This is a genomic window from Pikeienuella sp. (assembly GCF_046290545.1).
Lineage (GTDB): Bacteria > Pseudomonadota > Alphaproteobacteria > Rhodobacterales > Rhodobacteraceae > Pikeienuella.
Genome location: NZ_JBKAGV010000017.1, coordinates 212,233 through 229,362 on the forward strand (window position 1 = coordinate 212,233; position 17,130 = coordinate 229,362).

The following is a 17,130-nucleotide window of genomic DNA, read 5'->3' on the forward strand; positions in this document are numbered from 1 at the left end:
CATCGTTCCGATAGCCTTGCTCAATGAAACGGACCGCGCAAGCCGGCCTCAGCCCGCCTCCCGCAGGACATGCTTCATCACCTTGCCGTTGGCGTTCCGCGGCAGGGGCGCCCCGGTGAAGGTGAAGAGGTCGGGCGTCTTGTAGTCCGAGAGCCGTTCCCGGCAGAAGTCGCGGAGGTCCGCCTCCGTAACCGCCGGGTCGGAGAGATGGACGAAGGCGCGGGACTTCTCCCCGAGCACCGGGTCGGCGAAGCCGATCACCGCCGCCTCGGCAACGCCGGGATGGTAGGCGAGGGCATTCTCAACCTCGGCCGGATAGACCTTGTAGCCGCCGCGGTTGATCATGTCCTTGATCCGGTCGTGGACGTGGAGGAACCCCTCCTCGTCGAACCGCCCGACATCGCCGGATTTCCAGAAGCCGGCATGGAAGCTTTCCGCCGTCTTCTCCGGCATCCGCCAGTAGCGGGGGACGACCATGGGCCCGCCGATCCAGATCTCGCCCGAGGCGCCGGGCGGAAGCTCGCGCCCTTCCGGATCCACGACGACGATCTCCGCCGTGGGGACGGGGCGGCCGACGCTCGCCGGGCGTTCGATCTGGAGGCCGAGCGGCATGATTGTGGCGGGCGAGGTCGTTTCCGTCGAGCCGTAGGCCTGCGCGAGCGTGAGGCCGGGCAGCGCCGCGCCGAGCCGCTCGATCGTGGCGACGGGCATCGGCGCGCCGCCGAAGGCGCCGACGCGCCACCCGGAAAGGTCGTAATCCGAAAGCTCCGCGCGCATGAGGCAGAGATTGTACATGGCGGGGACGAGGACGGTGAAGCTCATCCGTTCCGCCGCCGCGAGGGTCAGGAACCCCTCCACCTCGAACCGCTCCAGCATCACCGCGGCGCCGCCCGCGGCGAGCGGGGCGAAGATGCAGGCGACGAGCCCGGTCACATGGCTCGCCGGGACGGCGACCACGGCGCGGTCCGCCGGGCCGAGCCCGAACGCATCGCCATAGGCGAAGCAGGAATGGACGATGTTGAGATGCGTGAGCGTCGCGCCCTTCGGCCGCCCGGTCGTGCCGGAGGTGTAGAGGATCACGGCGACGTCCGTCTCCCCCGCCGCGGCGGGGGGGACGGGCGCATGGGCCGCGAGGGCGTCGAACCCGCCCGGCCCGTCATCCCCGGCGGAGGCGAAGGCGGCGCCTTCGGGCAGGAGCGGCTCCAGTCCCTCGTCGCAGAGCGTCAGCGTAGCCTCCGCGTCCCCGAGGATATAGGCGACTTCCGGCGCGCTGGAGCGGACGGAGATCGGCACGGCGATGGCGCCGGCCCTGATGATCCCGAGCAGCCCGGCGACGAAGCGCCAGCGGTTGCGGAAGAGGAGGCCCACCCGGTCCCCCGGCGCGATCCCCCGCGCGGCGAGCCCGGCGGCGATCGCGCCAGCCACCCGGTCGAGTTCCAAATGGGTGAGCCGCGCCGCGCCGCCCTCCCGCAAGTCCACCAGCGCGTCCCCGTCCGGGGCCGCGGCGGCGAGCATGGCGGGGATCGTCTTCGGCCTTTCGGCATAAACGCGGAGTATCCTGTCTCCGAACAGCGCCTCCCGCCGCACCGCCCGGCTCGTCACGCCGCCGCCCGCATGTTCGCGCCGCGCTCGATGCCCCAGACCCGGTCCAGCATCGTCTCCGAATGCGTCAGCTCCGACATCGACATGACGACAGTGAGGTCCCCCGCCCGGAGGCCGGAGATCACGTCCGAAAGCCGCTGCGCCAGCGCCGGCGCCACGCCCTCGAACGGCTCGTCGAGGAGGAGGAGCCGCGTGCCCGCCGTCAGCGCCCGGCCGAGCGCGGCCATCTTCTGCTGCCCGCCGGAGAGGAGCAGCGCCTTCCTGTCCGCCATCTCCTTCAGCTCCGGCATGATCTCGTAGACGAGGCGGAGCCGCGTCGCTCCGTCGAGGCCGGGGGTAACCCAGGTCGGCAGCAGGATGTTCTCCTCCACCGTCAGATCGGGGATCAGCCCGCGCGTCTCCGGCATGTAGCCGATGCCGAGCGCGGCGCGGCGGTGCACGTCGACCTTTGCGAGATCCTGCCCGTCGAACTCCACGCGGCCGGCGGCGAGCTTCGCGAGGCCCATCACCGCGCGCATCACCGTCGTCTTGCCGGCGCCGTTGCGCCCAGCGAGCCCGATCATCGCGCCCTTCGGCGCCTCCATCGAGAAATCCCGCACGGCCTCGACCGCGCCGATCCTGACCTTGACGCCTTCGACCTTCAACATGGCCTCACCTCGCCGTTCCGGTGACATATTTCTGCACCGCGGGGTCGGAGAGCACGTCCTCCGGCGCATCGTCCGCGATGATCTCGCCGGCGTAGAAGGCCAGCACCCGGTCCGCGTAGCGGGTCACGATGTCCATGTCGTGCTCGACAAAGATCGCCGCCGCCTTTTCCCCGGCGAGGGCGGTCATCACCTTGTCCATCAGCGGGAACTTCTCCTCCGAGGAGACGCCGGAGGTCGGCTCGTCCAGCAGCAGGACGCGCGGCTTCATGGCGAGGGACATGGCGATGTCCACCAGCTTTCGCACGCCGCCGGGCAGCTCGTTCACCGGCCGGTTCGCGAACTCGGTCAGCCCGAACCGCTCAAGCATTTCCGCCGCCGCCGCCAGCGTCTCCCGCCGCCGGGCGGGGCGGAAGAAATGCGGCGCGCCGCCTGCGGCGATCTCGGTCGAGACGAGGATGTTCTCCGTCGGCGTCATCGTCTCGCAGAGCTGCGGGATCTGGAAGGAGCGGCAGACGCCGGCCTGCGTGATCCGCCGCGGCGGCAGGCCGGTGATCGGCTTTCCGTCCAGCAGCACCTCGCCGCTGTCGGGCTTGAGGTATCCCGTCACCATGTTGACGAAGGTCGTCTTCCCCGCGCCATTCGACCCGATGAGGGAGAGCCGGGCGGAGGGCATGACGTTCACGTTAATGTCCTTCGCCGCGACGACGGCGCCGAAGGTCTTGTTGAGGCCCCTGACCTCTAGGATCGCCGCGCTCATTCGCCCGCCCCCTTCGCGCCCGTCGCGCGCTTCGCCCAGAGCGAGCCGAAGCCGCGCGGCAGGAAGATGATGACGAGGAGCAGGAAGATCCCGAGGAAGAGCTGCCAGCTCTCCGGGAAATACTGCCCCGAGAAGGAGCGCACGAGCTCCACGATCAGCGCCGCGCCGAAGACGGCGACGGCGGAGGCGTAGCCGCCGAGGATGGCGATGAACACCACCTCGCCCGACGTCGTCCAGTAACTGAAGAACGGGTCCACATGGCCGAGCGCCATGCCGTTCAGCGCCCCGCCGAGCCCGGCGAGCCCGCCGGCGAGGATGAAGTTACGCTGCGTGACGGTGAAGACCGATGCGCCGAGATACTCGACGCGAAGCTCGTTCTCCCGCGCCGCGAGGGCGACGAGCCCGGGCCCGCTGTCATAGTAGAGGCGGCAGAGCGCCGCCGCGACCGCCGCGAAGATCACAGCGACGACATAGAGCGCGAGGTCGGCGCTTTCCGGCCCCGGCGTCCAGCCGCCGAAGGACGGGCGCGGGACGTTGAACCCGTCCGTCCCGCCGATCGGCGTCGCCTTGGCGAGCACGCCGTAGAGCACCATGGAGAGCGCCATGGTCAGCATCGCGAAGAAGATGCCGCGATAGCGCGCGATGAGCGGCGAGACGAGCGCCGCCGCCGCAGCCCCGGTCACCGCCCCGATGAGGAGGAGGAGCGCTGCCTCGCTCACGCCGAAACGCGCGGCGAGGAGCCCGGAGACATAGGCGCCGGCGCAATAATACAGCCCCTGGCCGAAGCTCACGAGCCCGCCCCGCATCAGCCCGACGATGCCGAGCGCGACGAGGCCGAAGGCGATGGCCTTCGTCATGGTGAAGACGAGCCAGTCCGGCGCGAGCACGCCCGCGGCGATGGCGAGAACGGCGCCGAGCGCCGCGAGACCGAAGACGCGAATCATATCTTCCTCGCCTTGACCGGAGTGAAGAGGCCCTCGGGCCGGAAGATCAGCACGGCGACCATCACGAGATAGATGATGAAGATTTCCGCCTCCGGAAATTCGTAGACCGCGAAGGAGCGGGCGAGGCCCACGATCAGCGCGCCGACGGCCGCGCCGGGGATCGAGCCGAGCCCGCCGATGATGACGACGGCGAAGCTGACGATGATGACCGAGACGGAATTGCCCGGCTGCACCGAAATCAGCGGCGCCGTGAAGGCCCCGCCGAGCGCGGCGAGGAAGACGCCGAGGCCGAAGGCGAGAAGGTAGATGCGCGCGATGTTGACGCCCATCGCCTGGGCGACCTCGGGCTCCGCGATCACCGCCAGCGTGACCTTGCCGATCCGCGTCTTGCGGAGGCCGAACCAGACGCCGACGCCGCAGATCACCGCGAGCCCGCCGAGCGCGAGATCGTAGCCGACATAGTACAGTGATCCGATCTCGACATTGCCGAGAACGTTCCGCGGCTCGAAAAGGTAATAGGGGTTAACGCCGAAGATGAGCTTGGTCGCGTCCTCCAGCATCAGGAAGACTGCGTAGGTGATGAGGAGGATCAGCACCTCGTCCCGCCCGTAGAAGAAGCGCAGCAGCCCACGCTCGATCAGCGGCGCCAGCAAGATGGCGACGGCCATGGCGGCGATGAACATGGATACGATGCTGAACCAGTCGGGCAGGCCGAACCCGGCAAAGAAGGGCGTGACGATCACCGCCGCATAGGAGCCGAGCGCGTATATTCCGCCATGCGCGAAGTTGAGGATGCGCAGCACGCCGAAGACGAGCGTCAGCCCGAGCGCCACGATGAAGAGCCATGAGGCGTAGATCAATCCGTCTAGGATGATCGTCAAGACGAGGTCCATGCGTCAGGGTCCGCCGGTTCGGGTGAGAGGAAAGGGCCGCGCCCCCTGGGGAGCGCGGCCCGCGTTGTCAGTCAGGGATCAGTCGCACTGGGCGCCGGGGAAGCCGGCGTTGATCCAGTCGATGCCCTTCATGTCCGCAGGCGGGTTCACGCAGCGGGCGGGGAAGCGGACGATGTCGCCGAGCACGACCTCGCCGGCGTCGTTCTTCATCGACCGGCCGAAGGCGATCGGCTGGATCGCCTGGTGGCCGTTCCCGTTCGCCATCTCGATGAGGCCGGCCGGGCTCTCCCACGAGAAGTTCTTCATCGCCGCAGCGAGCTCCTCCGAGGTCGGCTTCTTGCCGCCGTTGGCCTCCATCGCCTTCTCGACGGCGAGCTTCAGACCGGTCAGCGCCTGCGCCATGCGATAGGGCGCCTGCACCGGAATCACGTTGTAGGCGTCCATGTAGAGCTTGGTCCACCAGCGATTCAGCTCGGTGTCCGGCGCCATGTAGCCATAGGCGCCGCGGGCGCCGACGATCACGCCCTCGGGATAGTTGGCGCCGAGCGGCGGCATCGCGTGGTCGCCCGCGGAGAAGACGACCTGGCTCCGCTGGAAGAGCCCGCGCGGCAGGCCCTGAAGGATCAGCGCTTGGTTGTCCCCGCCCCAGAGCGAGGAGTGGATGAGGTCCGGCCGCGACTGGAGGAGGGCGGAGATCTCGGTGCCGTACTGACCGGCCCCGAAGGCGGGGAAGAGTTCCGCCGCCACCGTCGCTTCGGGGTAGACCTGCTTCATCGCCGCGGTGAAGTCGGCCCAGCTGTCATGGCCCCAGGCATAGTCCTGGTTGATGCCGGCATAGGTGTTCACTTCGACGCCCTTGGCCTTCAGGTAGCGGGCGAGACCCACATTGTCCTGCGTCGCATGGGCCGCGGTGCGGAAGACGTACTCGTAGCTCGCATCCTCGAAGATCCGCGGCGTGCCGCAATCGTAGAGGATCGTGAACTGCTTCAGTTCCTCGGCGACCGGCGCGATGGCGAGGCAGTCGCCCGAGCTGACATAGCCGACGACGACGTCCACGTTCTCGCGCTGCACGAGGTTGCGATATTCCTGCACCTGAACGGTGGCGCCGCCTGCCTCGTCGATGACGACGGGGACGATCTCCATCCCGCCGAAGCCCTTCTTGTCATAGGGGGCCGGGGCCGTTCCGTTGTTGAAGGCCTCGATCAGGACCTTGCCGCCGTCCCATGCCGGCACGCCGAAGCTCTGCGCCGCCTGGCCGGAGAGGAAGGTCACGATCCCGACCTTGAAGGTCTCCTGCGCCTGCGCCGCTCCGCCGAAGGCGAGCGCCGCCCCGGCTAGCAGCGCGGCGATTCCGCTGCGTTTCCTGACGTCGAACATTAGCCGTCTCCTCCTTGTTCGCCCGGTCTCGCCTCGATGCGGCCGGGCCTTTGGTTTCGTCTCAATTCGCCGGCGCGCCGACGGGGCTCACCGGTTCGTCCGGGTCGAATCCGGCGAGGACGTAGCCGCGCCGGAAATCGTCGATATGCCGGCGCATCCAGCGCTCGGCGCCTACGCCATCCCCTGCGCGGACCGCATCGAAAATGCTGCGGTGGGCGGTCAGCAGCCGCGCGCCGGACTGGGCGAGGCGCGGCAGCATCCGCTCGTTCGCCGGGAACAGCAGCGCCGCCGAAGGCTCCCGCGCGAGGCGCCAGGCGGCGTCCCCCGTCGCTTCGGCGATGAGGGCATGGAATTCGAGGTCGAGTTGCGTGACGCTCCGCCCCGCTGTCACGGCTTCCGCCGTCTGCGCGAGATTGACCTCGAGCGCCCGCACCGTCTCCGGATCGATCCGCTCCGCCGCCAGCGCCGCCGCAGCAGGCTCGAGCGCCCGGAGAAGCCGCCAGAGCCCGTCGAAGCTGACGCGGCTGAGGCTCAGCGCGCGCTGCGCGCGCTCGGAAAGATCATCCGTCCGGGGCAGCGAGGCGTAGAGCCTGCGGCCCTCCCGGCGCTCGGCGAGGCCGGATTGCTCCAGCAGGCGGAGGCCCTCCCGCGTCGTCGAGCGGTGGACGCCGAGGCGCTGCGCCAGTTCGGTCTCCGTCGGCAGGCGGTCGCCGATCCGCAGCCGGCCTTCGAGGATTTCGCGTTCGATGGCGTGGAAGACGAGACGATAGGCCGGCGCCGCCTCGATCACGGAAAAGACGGCGTGCGCGCTTTCTCGCGCGCCGCCATCAGCCCCGGCGTCCGCCGTTCCGTCCATCGTCGCCGTTTCCTCTCCCCGGCGCCCGTTTGCGGGCGCTCGTGCTTTGTCCGACAAACAGACTAAGCGTGGCGGCGCCGCTGCGTCAACTCTCCCCGGAGTCCCGGCGCTCCACGAAATTCTTGTGCGGCGCCACGATAAAGTTTACCGTTTGATAAAAATTCAAACCGCCAGCCAGCAGGGACAGCCATGACAGAAAGCCGCCGCCTCTCCGCCTCCCGCCGCCAGCTTCTCGCCGGGAGCGGCGCCGCCGCGCTCGCGGCGATGCTGCCCTCCCGCCTCCTCGCAGCCGGCCCGATCCCGACTGCGGGCATCTACACCGTCCCGGTGGAGCAGCAATGGGTGAGCCGCATCCACAAGGCAGCCGAGGCGGCCGCAGCGGGTGGGCGGATCGACTACCGCTTTTCCGAGAACGTCTCGAACACCGACTATCCGCGCGTCATCCGCGAATACGCCGAAGGGGGCGTGAAGCTCATCATCGGAGAGATCTTCGGCGTCGAGCAGGAGGCGCGGGAGGTGATGGCGGATTATCCGGAGACCGCCTTCCTCATGGGCTCCTCCTTCAAGGAAGACCCGGCCCTGCCGAACCTCGCCGTATTCGACAACTACATCCAGGACGCCGCCTATCTGACCGGCCTGATCGCGGGCGCGATGACCAAGAGTGCGAATGTCGGCATGGTCGGCGGCTTCCCGATCCCCGAGGTGAATCGGCTCATGCACGCCTTCATGGCCGGCGTGCGGGAGATCAAGCCGGAGACGCGCTTCCAGGTCGCCTTCATCGGCTCCTGGTTCGACCCGCCCAAGGCGAAGGAGACGGCCTTCGCGATGATCGAGAACGGCGCGGACATGCTCTATGCGGAGCGCTTCGGCGTCTCCGACGCGGCGGCGGAGCGGGGCGTGCTCGCCATCGGCAACGTGATCGACACTCAGGCTGATTATCCCGACACCGTCGTCGCTTCAGCGATCTGGCATTTCGAGCCGACGCTGGAGGCCGCCATCGCGGCGGTGAACGCCGGGAGCTTCACCGCGAAGGATTACGGTATCTATTCCTTCATGAAGGAGGGCGGCTGCTCCCTCGCCCCGCTCGGAACCTTCGAGGGCAAGGTTCCTGCGGAGACGATGGCGCTTGTCGCGGAGCGGGAAGCGGCGATCAGGGCCGGGACCTTCACGGTCGCCATCGACGACAGCGAACCGAAATCGGCGTGAGTGGAGCGGAGGGCGGAGGCGAGATCGTCCTCGCCCTCCGCGGGATCACCAAGCGCTTCGGCCCCACCCTCGCCAATGACCGGATCGACCTGACGCTGCGGCGCGGCGAGGCCGTAGCCCTGCTCGGCGAGAACGGGGCCGGCAAGACGACGCTGATGAACATCCTCTTCGGCCAGTATGCGGCCGACGAGGGAACGGTCGAGGTCTTCGGCCGCCCGCTCGCGCCCGGCCGGCCGCGCGCCGCGCTGGAGGCGGGCGTAGGCATGGTGCACCAGCATTTCACGCTGGCGGAGAACCTGACGGTGCTGGAGAACATCCTCCTCGGCGCCGCGCCGCTTACCGGGCTCTCTCTCGGGCGGGGCGCGGCGAGGGCGCGGCTCGCCGCGCTTTCCGCCGAATACGGGCTGAAGGTGGAGCCCGACGCGCGCGTCGGCGCGCTCACCGTGGGGGAGCGGCAGCGCGTCGAGATCCTGAAGGCGCTCTGGCGCGACGCGCGCATCCTGATCCTCGACGAGCCGACCGCGGTGCTGACTCCGCAGGAGGCGGAGGCGCTCTTCGCCACGCTCCGCCGGGCGGCGGCGAAGGGGCTCTCCCTCGTCTTCATCAGCCACAAGCTGCATGAGGTCATGGCCGTCGCGAACCGCGTCGTCGTCCTCCGCCGCGGCCGCGTCGCCGGCGCGGCGCGCGTCGCGGAGACGGATGCGCGCCGCCTCGCGGCGATGATGGTCGGCGCGGAGGTCGAGCGGCCCGTCCCCGCCCCGAGCGCGCCGGGCGCGCCGCTTCTGGCGCTCGATTCGGTATCCACCCGGCCCTCGGGCGCGCGGCCCGGCCTCCGCCGCGTCTCGCTCCAACTGAGGGCGGGGACGATCACCGGCCTCGCCGGCGTCTCCGGCAACGGGCAGGCCGCGCTCGCCGCGCTCGTCGCCGGCGCCGCCCGCCCGGCGGAGGGGCGGATCCTGCTGGAGGGCGGGCGGGAGGCGGGGCCCGGCTGGTCCCCCCGCGCCGCGCTTCGCGCCGGGGTGGGCCGTGTGCCGGAGGACCGGAAGCGGGAGGGCGTCGTCGCCGATTTCACGCTCGCCGAGAACGCGGTGCTGGAGGCATACCGCGCAGCGCCCTTCTCACGGCTGGGCTGGCTCAACCGCCGCGCGGCCCGGGCGCAGGCGGCGGCGCTCATCGCGGAGCACGACATCCGCTGCCCGGGGCCGGAGGCGCGTATCCGCCTCCTTTCGGGCGGCAACATGCAGAAGCTGATCCTCGGCCGCGCGCTCGCGCCGTCCCCCCGTGTGATCCTCGCGGACCAGCCGGCGCGGGGGCTCGATGTCGGCGCCGTCGCCGCGATCCACGCGAAGCTCCTCGCGGCGCGGGACGGTGGGGCCGCCGTCCTGCTCATCTCCGAGGATCTGGACGAGGTGATGACCCTTTCCGACGTGATCCACGTCATTTCGGAAGGCCGCCTCTCGCCCCCCTTTGCGCGCGGGGAGATGAGCGCCGCCGCACTCGGGCTCCGGATGGCGGGGGAGGGCTTCGCCGATGCGGCTTGAGCCGATCCCGGCGCCCGGCCCGGCCCGCCGCTTCGGCCTCCCCGCCCTCGCCCTCGCGGCGACGGCGGCGCTCGGCTCGCTCCTCGCGCTTGTCGCGGGGGCCGAGCCCTTCGGCGTGCTGGGGCTCATCGCGAAGGGCGCCTTCGGTTCGAAATTCGCCCTCCTCGAGACGCTGAACCGCGCGACGCCGCTCATCTTCACAGGCCTCGCCGTCGCGGTCGCCTTCCGCGCGCGGCTCTGGAACATCGGGGCGGAGGCGCAGCTCTACGCCGGCGCGCTCATGGCCGTGCTGATCGGGGCGGGGACGCCCGCCCTTTCCGGCCCGCTCCTCCTCCCCTTGATGGCGCTCGTCGCGATGCTCGCCGGCGCGCTCCTCCTCCTCGGCCCCGCGCTTCTGAAGACGCGGCTCGGCGTGGACGAGGTTGTGACGACGCTCCTCCTCAACTTCATCATGCTCCTTTTCGTTTCCATGCTGCTCGAAGGCCCGCTGAAGGACCCGATGGGCATGGGCTGGCCGAAATCCGAGGCGCTGGCGCGGGAGGCGCGGCTGCCGCGCATCGTGGAAGGGTTGCGCCTCCACTGGGGCTTCGGCCTCGCGCTCATCGCAGCGCTGATCGTATGGCTGGTGCAATCGCGCACGACGCTCGGCTTCGAGATGCGCGCGGTGGGGGAGAACCCGGCCGCCGCGCGCTATGCGGGGATGCCGGTGGAGCGGACCATCGCGCTCACGGCCCTCCTTTCCGGCGGGCTCGCCGCGCTCGCGGGCTTTTCCGAGGTCTCCGGCCTCAAGGGGAACCTGACGCTCGATCTCTCGCCGGGCTTCGGCTATGCCGGCGTCATCGTAGCCATGCTGGCGTTGCTCCATCCGCTCGGCGTCGTCCTCTCCGCGCTCTTCGTCGCAGGCGTGTTCGTCGGGGCGGACAGCATGAGCCGCGCGGCGGGCGTGCCCACTTATATCGCGGACATTCTCCTCGCCGCGGCGCTTCTCTTCATGTCGCTGGCGATCCTCCTCGCCCGGTTCCGCGTGGCGAGGGATTGATGGAGATTCTCGACATCCTCCTCTCGGCGACCTTCTGGGCCGCCGCCGTGCGCATCGCGACGCCGCTCATCTTCGCGACGATGGGGGAGCTGATCTGCGAGCGGGCCGGGGTGCTCAATCTCGGGATCGAGGGGATCATGGCGATGGGCGCCTTCACCGGCTGGATCACGGTCTATGCCGGCGCCGATCTCTGGGCCGGGGTCGGCGCCGCCTTTCTGGCGGGGATGCTCTTCGGGCTCGTTCACGGGGTGCTGACCGCGCCCTTCGGCCTCTCGCAGCATGTGGTCGGGCTCGGGATCACCCTCCTCGCCTCGGCCGTCGCCGCCTTCGCCTATCGCGTCTCGCTGCCGGAGGTGACGAACCCGCCGAAGATCGAACCCTTCCAGCCGGTCGCGCCCGCGCTGGCCGATTTCCCCATCCTCGGCCCTGCGCTTTTCGCGCAGACGCCGCTGACCTGGGCGGCCTTCGCTGTCGTCGGCCTCACCGCCTTCGTCCTCTGGCGAACGCCGCTCGGCCTCGCGGTGCGCGCCGCGGGGGAGAGCCCGGAGGCGGTGGCGGCGCAGGGGCTTTCCGTCAACGGACTCCGGGTCGGGGCGGTGATGGTCGGCTCCGGGCTGATGGCGGTGGGGGGCGCGTTCCTCACGCTCTCCGCCTTCTCCTCCTTCTTCTTCGAGATGGTGAACGGGCGCGGCTGGGTCTGCATCGCGCTCGTCGTCTTCGGGGCCTGGCGGCCGGGCAAGGCGCTGCTCGGCGCGCTCCTCTTCGCGGCCTTCGACGCGCTCCAGATACGGCTCCAGCAGACGCCGATGGGGGCGGACATCCCTTACCAGATCTTCCTGATGGCGCCCTATGCGCTCTCCATCCTCGCGCTCGTCGTGATGTCCCGCCGCGCGGCGGCGCCGGCGGCGCTCATGATCCCCTGGCGGAAAGGCGAACGATGAGCTTCGATCTCGTGGTGAAGGGCGGCGTGCTGCCGGACGGGCGGCGGGCCGATATCGGGGTGAAGGCGGGCCGCATCGCGGCGGCGGAGCCGCTGCCGGACGGGGTGGAGGCGGGGCGGGTGATCGACGCGGCGGGCGACCTCATCTCCCCGCCCTTCGTCGACCCGCATTTCCACATGGACGCGACCCTTTCCTACGGGACGCCGCGGGTGAACGCCTCCGGCACGCTGCTGGAGGCGATCGACCTCTGGGGCGAGTTGCGCGCCGTCGCCACGGCGGAGGAGATGGCGGCGCGGGCGCTCGAATATTGCGATTGGGCGGCGGCGATGGGCGTGCTCGCGATCCGCACCCATGTGGACGTGACGGACCCGCGCCTCGCCGGCGCGGAGGCGCTGCTTTCCGTGCGCGAGGCGACGAAAGATTGGCTCGACCTCCAGCTCGTCGCCTTCCCCCAGGACGGGCTCTATCGCGCCCCCGGCGCGCGGGAGAACCTTCTCCGCGCGCTGGACATGGGCGTGGACGTGGTCGGCGGTATCCCGCATTTCGAGCGGACAATGCAAGAAGGGGCGGACAGCCTCGCCGATCTCTGCCGCATCGCGGCCGAACGCGGCCTTCCCGTCGACATCCACTGCGACGAGACGGACGACCCGATGTCCCGCCATGTCGAGACGCTGGCGCGGGAGGCGCTGCGCCACGGGCTAGGCGCGCGGGCGACGGGCTCGCATCTCACCTCGATGCATTCGATGGACAATTACTACGTCTCGAAGCTCCTGCCGCTCATCGCCGAATCCGGCATGAACGCCATCGCCAACCCGCTCATCAACATCACCCTTCAGGGGCGGCATGACACCTTCCCGAAGCGCCGCGGCATGACGCGGGTGAAGGAGATGCAGGCGCTGGGGATTTCGGTCGGCTGGGGGCAGGATTGCGTGCGGGACCCGTGGTATCCGCTCGGCGCGGCGGACATGCTGGACGTCGCCTCGATGGGCCTCCATGTCGCGCAGATGACCCATCCGGCGGAAATGGCACGCGCCTTCACGATGGCGACGGAGACGAACGCCGCCATCATCGGGATAGACGACTGGGGCCTCCGCCCCGGCGCCCGCGCCTCCTTCGTCGTGCTCGATGCGGGCAACCCCGTTGAGGCGCTGCGGCTCAAGCCGGCGAGGCTCTTCGTTGTGTCGAACGGCGCGGTGATCGCGGAGAGCCCGCGCGGCGCGGCGCGGCTTTCGCTGCCGGGGCGGCCGGAGCGCGTTTCGCGGCGATCTTCCGGTTAGACAATGATATCATAGAGATAAGGGGTCTGCTCACTGTGAGCAGGCCTCACCCCGCGGCCGCCTGCGGGTTCCGTTTCACGTCGCAGACTGGGCATCCCTTCCGCTTTTCCACCTCGAAGGTACGGCTCTCGCCGTCGAGCGCGTTGTAGACGAGCATCCGCCCCTTGAGAGGCCGTCCCGAGAGGGCGATGTCCTTGATCGCCTCGACCGCGATCATCGAGCCCATCACCCCGGCGAGCGGGCCGAGCACGCCCCCGGCCGCGCAGGAAAGCGCCTGCCCTTCGCGCGGCGGTTCGGGAAAGACGCAGGCGTAGCAGGGCTCGTCCTCCCAGGGCTTGAAGACGGAAACCTGCCCCTCCCATTGCGTGATGGCGGCGGAAATCAGCGTCGCGCCCCGCGCGACGCAGGCGCGGTTGAGGATGTAGCGCGTCTCGATATTGTCCGAACCGTCGATGATGAGGCGATAGGGCTTGATCAGCGCCTCCGCATTCTCCTCCGTCACCCGCGTCCGGTGGGGGCGGACGACGACATGCGGGTTCAGCGCATGCATCGCGCCCTTCGCGCTCTCCACCTTCGGCGCGCCGACGCGGGCGGTGGCGTGGATGATCTGTCGCTGGAGGTTGGAGAGGGATACGACATCGTCATCCACGATCCCGATCGTGCCGACCCCGGCGGCGGCGAGATAGATGAGCGCGGGCGAGCCGAGCCCGCCGGCGCCGACGACGAGCACCTTCGCCCCCTGAAGCCGGCGCTGCCCGGGGCCGCCGATCTCCCGCATGATGATGTGCCGGGCGTAGCGCTCCAGCTCCCCGGCCGTGAAGGTCTCGCTCATCGGAGGCTCCGCGTCTCGCCCTCTTCCCGACCATATAGCGCGGTCGTAGTCCCGGCGCCATGCGCCGTTAACCTTTCGTCAGTCCATGAGCGCCTTCAGCGGCGTCGCCGGGTCCGCCGCCCGCTCCGGCGCGGGGCTCTTCCCCGCCTCGATCAGCCGCTTCGCGGTCATGTAGGCGCGCGGGTCGTTCATCGCGTCCACCGCCAGAAGCCTTTGGCCGCGATAATACCAGACGGAATGCGCCACGCCTTCGCCGTCCCGCGTCACTACGAGATCATGCCCGAGATTGAGCCCCGCGATCTGCAGCTTCACGTCATATTGATCGGACCAGAACCACGGGGACGGGCGATAGGGCTCGCCGGCCCCGATCATGCAGCTCGCCGCGGCCTCCGCCTGGTCGATGGCGTTCTGCACGCTTTCGAGCCGGATGCGCACGCCTTCCCAAAGCAGGGAGGCGCAATCCCCCGCGGCGAAGATCGCGGGGTCCGACGTGGCGCAGGTCTCGTCCGTCTCGATCCCGTTTCCGGTCTTGAGCCCCGCCTCCGCCGCAAGCTCCTGATTGGGCAGGACGCCGATGCCGACCACGACGAGATCGACATCAAGCGTTTCGCCAGTCGCGAGCCTCGCACGGGCGACCCGGCCTCCCTCCCCTTCGAGCCGGTCGAGCCCGACCCCCTCCCGGATGTCGACGCCATGGGCGCGGTGGAGGTCGCGGAAATAGTCAGCCGTCTCCGCCGCCGCGACGCGCTGCAGGATGCGCGGCGCGAGCTCGATCAGCGTGACGCGAAGGCCTTTCGCCGCCGCCACCGCCGCCGCTTCGAGCCCGATATAGCCGCCGCCGACGATCAGGAGGCGCGCGCCCTCCCGGAAATCCGGCGCCATCCGGTCCACATCCGCGAGGCTGCGAACGGCGTGGACGCCGCCGAGCGCGCCGCCCGTCGCTTCGGGCAGGAGCCTGGGGCGCGAGCCGGTCGTGAGCGCGAGCCGGTCATAGGGCAGGCGCCGCCCGTCCGACAGCGCGACGGCCTTGCCCGCCCGGTCAATCGAGACGACGGCGACGCCGGTCAGAAGGTCGATGCCCTGCTCCGGGTAGAATTCCGGCGGGCGCAGGAAGAGCCGCTCCGCCGCCATCTCTCCCAGCAGATACTTCTTCGAGAGCGGCGGGCGCTGGTAGGGCGGCGCCGGCTCCTCCCCGATCAGCGTCACCGGCCCGCCGTAGCCGATCGCGCGCAGCTTCGCGGCGAGCGCGGCGCCCGCCTGCCCGGCGCCGACGATGACGATTCGCTCATCCATCCGCATCTCCCCTTCCGGCCAGCGCCGCCTCTGGCCCCTTGTCGAACACAGCGTTGCCGAACCGTGCGAGGATTCGCGACAGGGCGCGCATCCGCGGGCTCTCGATCTCCGCGAAGAGCGCGGCGTAATCCGGCCGCGTCTTCAGCTCCGCGATCTTCTCCCGGTGCCAGGAGACGGCGCGCCGGTGCATCGCGGCGATCTCCGGGTCCGCCATCAGCCGCGCGAACTCCGCCTTCGCCGCCGGCAGATGGCGGAGGATAGAGCGCTCCTCGACGGCGTTGTGGTTCATGCGGAACCAGTAGGCGAGGCCCTGGTCCCGGTCCACATGGTTCACGCGCCCGCGGTCCCGCTTCACGAGGAAGCTTTCGGCGGAGCGGACGGCGTAATGGTTGAGCGTGACGAGCCCGTATCCCGCCGTCCGCGGCGTCGCGCGCCACCCGGCCTTCAGATAGCTATCGGGGAGCGCCGCGCCGGAACCGGTTATCCAGCGGACGCCGGTCGCCCGGTCCGGGTCCGGCGCCTTCGGGCGGTGGACGTCCAGCTTCGCGAAGGCGCCGTCATTGCGGAAGGCGGTCTTGAAGCCCCAAGCCTGATGCGGCTTGTTCGCCCGCTCATGCGCGGCGAAGAGATGCCGCTCCGTCACGAAAGCGTCCTCATAGGCGGAGACGAAGCCGCTTCCGAAGAGCCGCCAGATCATCGAGATCGCGGTCGCCTCCGGCGCGGCGTCCAGCAGGTCCTGGAAGCGCCCGGCGCCAACATGGATGTTGACGAACTCGTCGCAATCCATGGGCATGATCCAGTCCGCCTCGGCGAAGACCGGCCGCTTCGGCGCATCCGAGAGGGCGGCGTGCTGCGGGCGCTTGTTCTTCATTTCGCGAAACGGGTTCTCCCGATGCTCGGAGACAATCCCCTTGCGGGCGAGAAGGGCGTGGAACTCGTCCGTCCCGTCCTCGCAGTCGTTGGTGTAGACGAGGAAATCCGTCACTCCGGCCACGGCGCGGTGATAGGCGATCCATTCGAGGAGGAAGGGCCCCTCGTTCTTCATCGTGGTGACGATCAGGACGCGCCCGGTGGGCGCGACGCGGCGCGGCGCGGGGGCGGGCGCCGGCGGCGCCCAGCGCGGATCGTCCGCCGCGGGCGGCGGCGCGCCCGGGACCGGCGCGGCGCGCGGGTCGACGCCGAAGCGGCGCGCGAGGCGCCCGAGCGGGGAATGCCAGCGCGGCAGCCCCCCCGGCGCGGCGGCGAGCGCGCGGGCGAGTTCGGGCAGGTGGAGTGAAAGAGCCACGGCGCCTTCCGGGGCGGCGGCTTCGAGCGGGCCGCGTTCGAGGAGGCGCCCGCGCTCCGCATAGGCGGGGCCGTGGAGCGCGCCCTCCGGCAGCGCGACGCCCGCCTCCCCGCTCGCCTCCAGCGCGGCGGTGAAGCCCCGCGCCCCAAGGTCACCCCAGGCTTCCTCCGGCGCGTCGCAGGCCTCGATCATGCGCCCCAGCGCCGGGCTTTCGGGCGACAGCGCGACGATCTCCGGCGAGACGAAGCGCGCGCTCTCCCGCCCGTAGAGCCGCCCGGCGACTGGCGCGAGCGACCCGAGCAGGAGCGCTCCCGCGCCGGCCCAGATGAGGCCCGGCTCCGTCGCCAGCAGCCGCCAGCGGAACCTGTCCTCCCCGTCGCCCTCGGGCGAGATCGCGCCAGCGTCTCGCCGCTCCGCCCAATCGGGCGGGCCGGGCGCGGGCCCCCATGAGTAGAGGATGAGCGGGTGGCCGGCCTCCCGGATCGCCGCGAAGGTCAGAAGGTCGAGCCATGAGGGCGCGCCGCCGGGCCAGAGCCGGGCGATGGGAAGGGCCTCGTTCGTCGCCGCGTCGCGCATGGGGCGAGACTAACGGCGAGGCGGGGCGGCGCAAGCGCGGCCCGCGCGGCTTCCGGCGCCCGGG

The 17,130-nt window shown here is 70.3% G+C and carries 15 protein-coding genes; 5 read left to right on the plus strand and 10 right to left on the minus strand.

Features of this window, described 5'->3' with window-relative positions; genetic code table 11:
• Positions 1 to 48: 48 nt before the first annotated feature.
• The 7 genes from ACE37J_RS17545 to ACE37J_RS17575 form a co-directional block, all read right to left on the minus strand.
• Positions 49 to 1,602 (minus strand): class I adenylate-forming enzyme family protein, encoded by a 1,554-nt coding sequence (locus ACE37J_RS17545; protein ID WP_409713470.1) that lies wholly within the window; start codon positions 1,600 to 1,602, stop codon positions 49 to 51.
• A complete protein-coding gene (locus ACE37J_RS17550; protein WP_409713473.1) occupies positions 1,599 to 2,249 on the minus strand; it encodes an ABC transporter ATP-binding protein in 651 nt (216 codons plus the stop codon). Before ACE37J_RS17550 ends, ACE37J_RS17545 begins: the two co-directional genes overlap by 4 nt.
• Before the next feature lie 4 nt (positions 2,250 to 2,253).
• Positions 2,254 to 3,006 carry an ABC transporter ATP-binding protein gene (locus ACE37J_RS17555; protein ID WP_409713476.1) on the minus strand — a complete coding sequence of 251 codons (753 nt, stop codon included), beginning with the start codon at positions 3,004 to 3,006 and terminating at the stop codon, positions 2,254 to 2,256.
• The gene (locus tag ACE37J_RS17560; protein ID WP_409713478.1) at positions 3,003 to 3,950 is read right to left on the minus strand and encodes a branched-chain amino acid ABC transporter permease; all 948 of its coding nucleotides are present in this window, start codon (positions 3,948 to 3,950) and stop codon (positions 3,003 to 3,005) included. The genes ACE37J_RS17555 and ACE37J_RS17560 overlap by 4 nt, the downstream gene beginning before the upstream one ends.
• Complete coding sequence (locus tag ACE37J_RS17565; RefSeq protein ID WP_409713481.1) at positions 3,947 to 4,843, minus strand: branched-chain amino acid ABC transporter permease; 897 nt, start codon at positions 4,841 to 4,843, stop codon at positions 3,947 to 3,949. The genes ACE37J_RS17560 and ACE37J_RS17565 overlap by 4 nt, the downstream gene beginning before the upstream one ends.
• A gap of 78 nt (positions 4,844 to 4,921) precedes the next feature.
• Positions 4,922 to 6,220, minus strand: a complete 1,299-nt coding sequence (locus ACE37J_RS17570) for an ABC transporter substrate-binding protein (protein ID WP_409713484.1) — start codon at positions 6,218 to 6,220, stop codon at positions 4,922 to 4,924.
• A gap of 61 nt (positions 6,221 to 6,281) precedes the next feature.
• Positions 6,282 to 7,076 (minus strand): FadR/GntR family transcriptional regulator, encoded by a 795-nt coding sequence (locus tag ACE37J_RS17575; RefSeq protein WP_409713487.1) that lies wholly within the window; start codon positions 7,074 to 7,076, stop codon positions 6,282 to 6,284.
• Between the two features lie 189 nt (positions 7,077 to 7,265).
• Here ACE37J_RS17575 and ACE37J_RS17580 point away from each other — a divergent pair, with 189 nt between their 5' ends.
• From ACE37J_RS17580 to ACE37J_RS17600, 5 genes are read left to right on the plus strand one after another with little or no spacing between them, the layout of a single operon-like run.
• Positions 7,266 to 8,282 carry a BMP family protein gene (locus tag ACE37J_RS17580; protein ID WP_409713490.1) on the plus strand — a complete coding sequence of 339 codons (1,017 nt, stop codon included), beginning with the start codon at positions 7,266 to 7,268 and terminating at the stop codon, positions 8,280 to 8,282.
• Positions 8,279 to 9,823 (plus strand): ABC transporter ATP-binding protein, encoded by a 1,545-nt coding sequence (locus ACE37J_RS17585; RefSeq protein WP_409713493.1) that lies wholly within the window; start codon positions 8,279 to 8,281, stop codon positions 9,821 to 9,823. Before ACE37J_RS17580 ends, ACE37J_RS17585 begins: the two co-directional genes overlap by 4 nt.
• The gene (locus ACE37J_RS17590; protein WP_409713496.1) at positions 9,813 to 10,862 is read left to right on the plus strand and encodes an ABC transporter permease; all 1,050 of its coding nucleotides are present in this window, start codon (positions 9,813 to 9,815) and stop codon (positions 10,860 to 10,862) included. The genes ACE37J_RS17585 and ACE37J_RS17590 overlap by 11 nt, the downstream gene beginning before the upstream one ends.
• Positions 10,862 to 11,803, plus strand: a complete 942-nt coding sequence (locus ACE37J_RS17595; protein ID WP_409713499.1) for an ABC transporter permease — start codon at positions 10,862 to 10,864, stop codon at positions 11,801 to 11,803. Before ACE37J_RS17590 ends, ACE37J_RS17595 begins: the two co-directional genes overlap by 1 nt.
• Positions 11,800 to 13,080 (plus strand): cytosine deaminase, encoded by a 1,281-nt coding sequence (locus tag ACE37J_RS17600; RefSeq protein WP_409713502.1) that lies wholly within the window; start codon positions 11,800 to 11,802, stop codon positions 13,078 to 13,080. Before ACE37J_RS17595 ends, ACE37J_RS17600 begins: the two co-directional genes overlap by 4 nt.
• 46 nt (positions 13,081 to 13,126) lie before the next feature.
• On the opposite strand, the gene ACE37J_RS17605 is transcribed toward ACE37J_RS17600, so the two are convergent.
• The 3 genes from ACE37J_RS17605 to ACE37J_RS17615 form a co-directional block, all read right to left on the minus strand.
• On the minus strand, positions 13,127 to 13,912 hold the full coding sequence (locus tag ACE37J_RS17605; protein ID WP_409713505.1) for a HesA/MoeB/ThiF family protein: 786 nt from the start codon (positions 13,910 to 13,912) through the stop codon (positions 13,127 to 13,129).
• Between the two features lie 78 nt (positions 13,913 to 13,990).
• Positions 13,991 to 15,205: an NAD(P)/FAD-dependent oxidoreductase gene (locus ACE37J_RS17610; protein ID WP_409713508.1), complete on the minus strand. Its 1,215-nt coding sequence runs from the start codon at positions 15,203 to 15,205 to the stop codon at positions 13,991 to 13,993.
• Entirely contained in the window at positions 15,198 to 17,066 is a 1,869-nt protein-coding gene (locus ACE37J_RS17615) for a glycosyltransferase family 2 protein (protein ID WP_409713511.1), read from the minus strand. Before ACE37J_RS17615 ends, ACE37J_RS17610 begins: the two co-directional genes overlap by 8 nt.
• Positions 17,067 to 17,130 lie beyond the last annotated feature (64 nt).

Excerpts from the sequence above, each read along its gene's own strand:
- ACE37J_RS17550 (WP_409713473.1), bottom strand. The coding sequence starts at position 2,249 with ATGTTGAAGGTCGAAGGCGTCAAGGTCAGGATCGGCGCGGTCGAGGCC.
- ACE37J_RS17555 (WP_409713476.1), bottom strand. The coding sequence starts at position 3,006 with ATGAGCGCGGCGATCCTAGAGGTCAGGGGCCTCAACAAGACCTTCGGC.
- ACE37J_RS17560 (WP_409713478.1), bottom strand. The coding sequence starts at position 3,950 with ATGATTCGCGTCTTCGGTCTCGCGGCGCTCGGCGCCGTTCTCGCCATC.
- ACE37J_RS17565 (WP_409713481.1), bottom strand. The coding sequence starts at position 4,843 with ATGGACCTCGTCTTGACGATCATCCTAGACGGATTGATCTACGCCTCA.
- ACE37J_RS17570 (WP_409713484.1), bottom strand. The coding sequence starts at position 6,220 with ATGTTCGACGTCAGGAAACGCAGCGGAATCGCCGCGCTGCTAGCCGGG.
- ACE37J_RS17575 (WP_409713487.1), bottom strand. The coding sequence starts at position 7,076 with ATGGACGGAACGGCGGACGCCGGGGCTGATGGCGGCGCGCGAGAAAGC.
- ACE37J_RS17580 (WP_409713490.1), top strand. The coding sequence starts at position 7,266 with ATGACAGAAAGCCGCCGCCTCTCCGCCTCCCGCCGCCAGCTTCTCGCC.
- ACE37J_RS17590 (WP_409713496.1), top strand. The coding sequence starts at position 9,813 with ATGCGGCTTGAGCCGATCCCGGCGCCCGGCCCGGCCCGCCGCTTCGGC.
- ACE37J_RS17595 (WP_409713499.1), top strand. The coding sequence starts at position 10,862 with ATGGAGATTCTCGACATCCTCCTCTCGGCGACCTTCTGGGCCGCCGCC.
- ACE37J_RS17600 (WP_409713502.1), top strand. The coding sequence starts at position 11,800 with ATGAGCTTCGATCTCGTGGTGAAGGGCGGCGTGCTGCCGGACGGGCGG.
- ACE37J_RS17605 (WP_409713505.1), bottom strand. The coding sequence starts at position 13,912 with ATGAGCGAGACCTTCACGGCCGGGGAGCTGGAGCGCTACGCCCGGCAC.
- ACE37J_RS17610 (WP_409713508.1), bottom strand. The coding sequence starts at position 15,205 with ATGGATGAGCGAATCGTCATCGTCGGCGCCGGGCAGGCGGGCGCCGCG.
- ACE37J_RS17615 (WP_409713511.1), bottom strand. The coding sequence starts at position 17,066 with ATGCGCGACGCGGCGACGAACGAGGCCCTTCCCATCGCCCGGCTCTGG.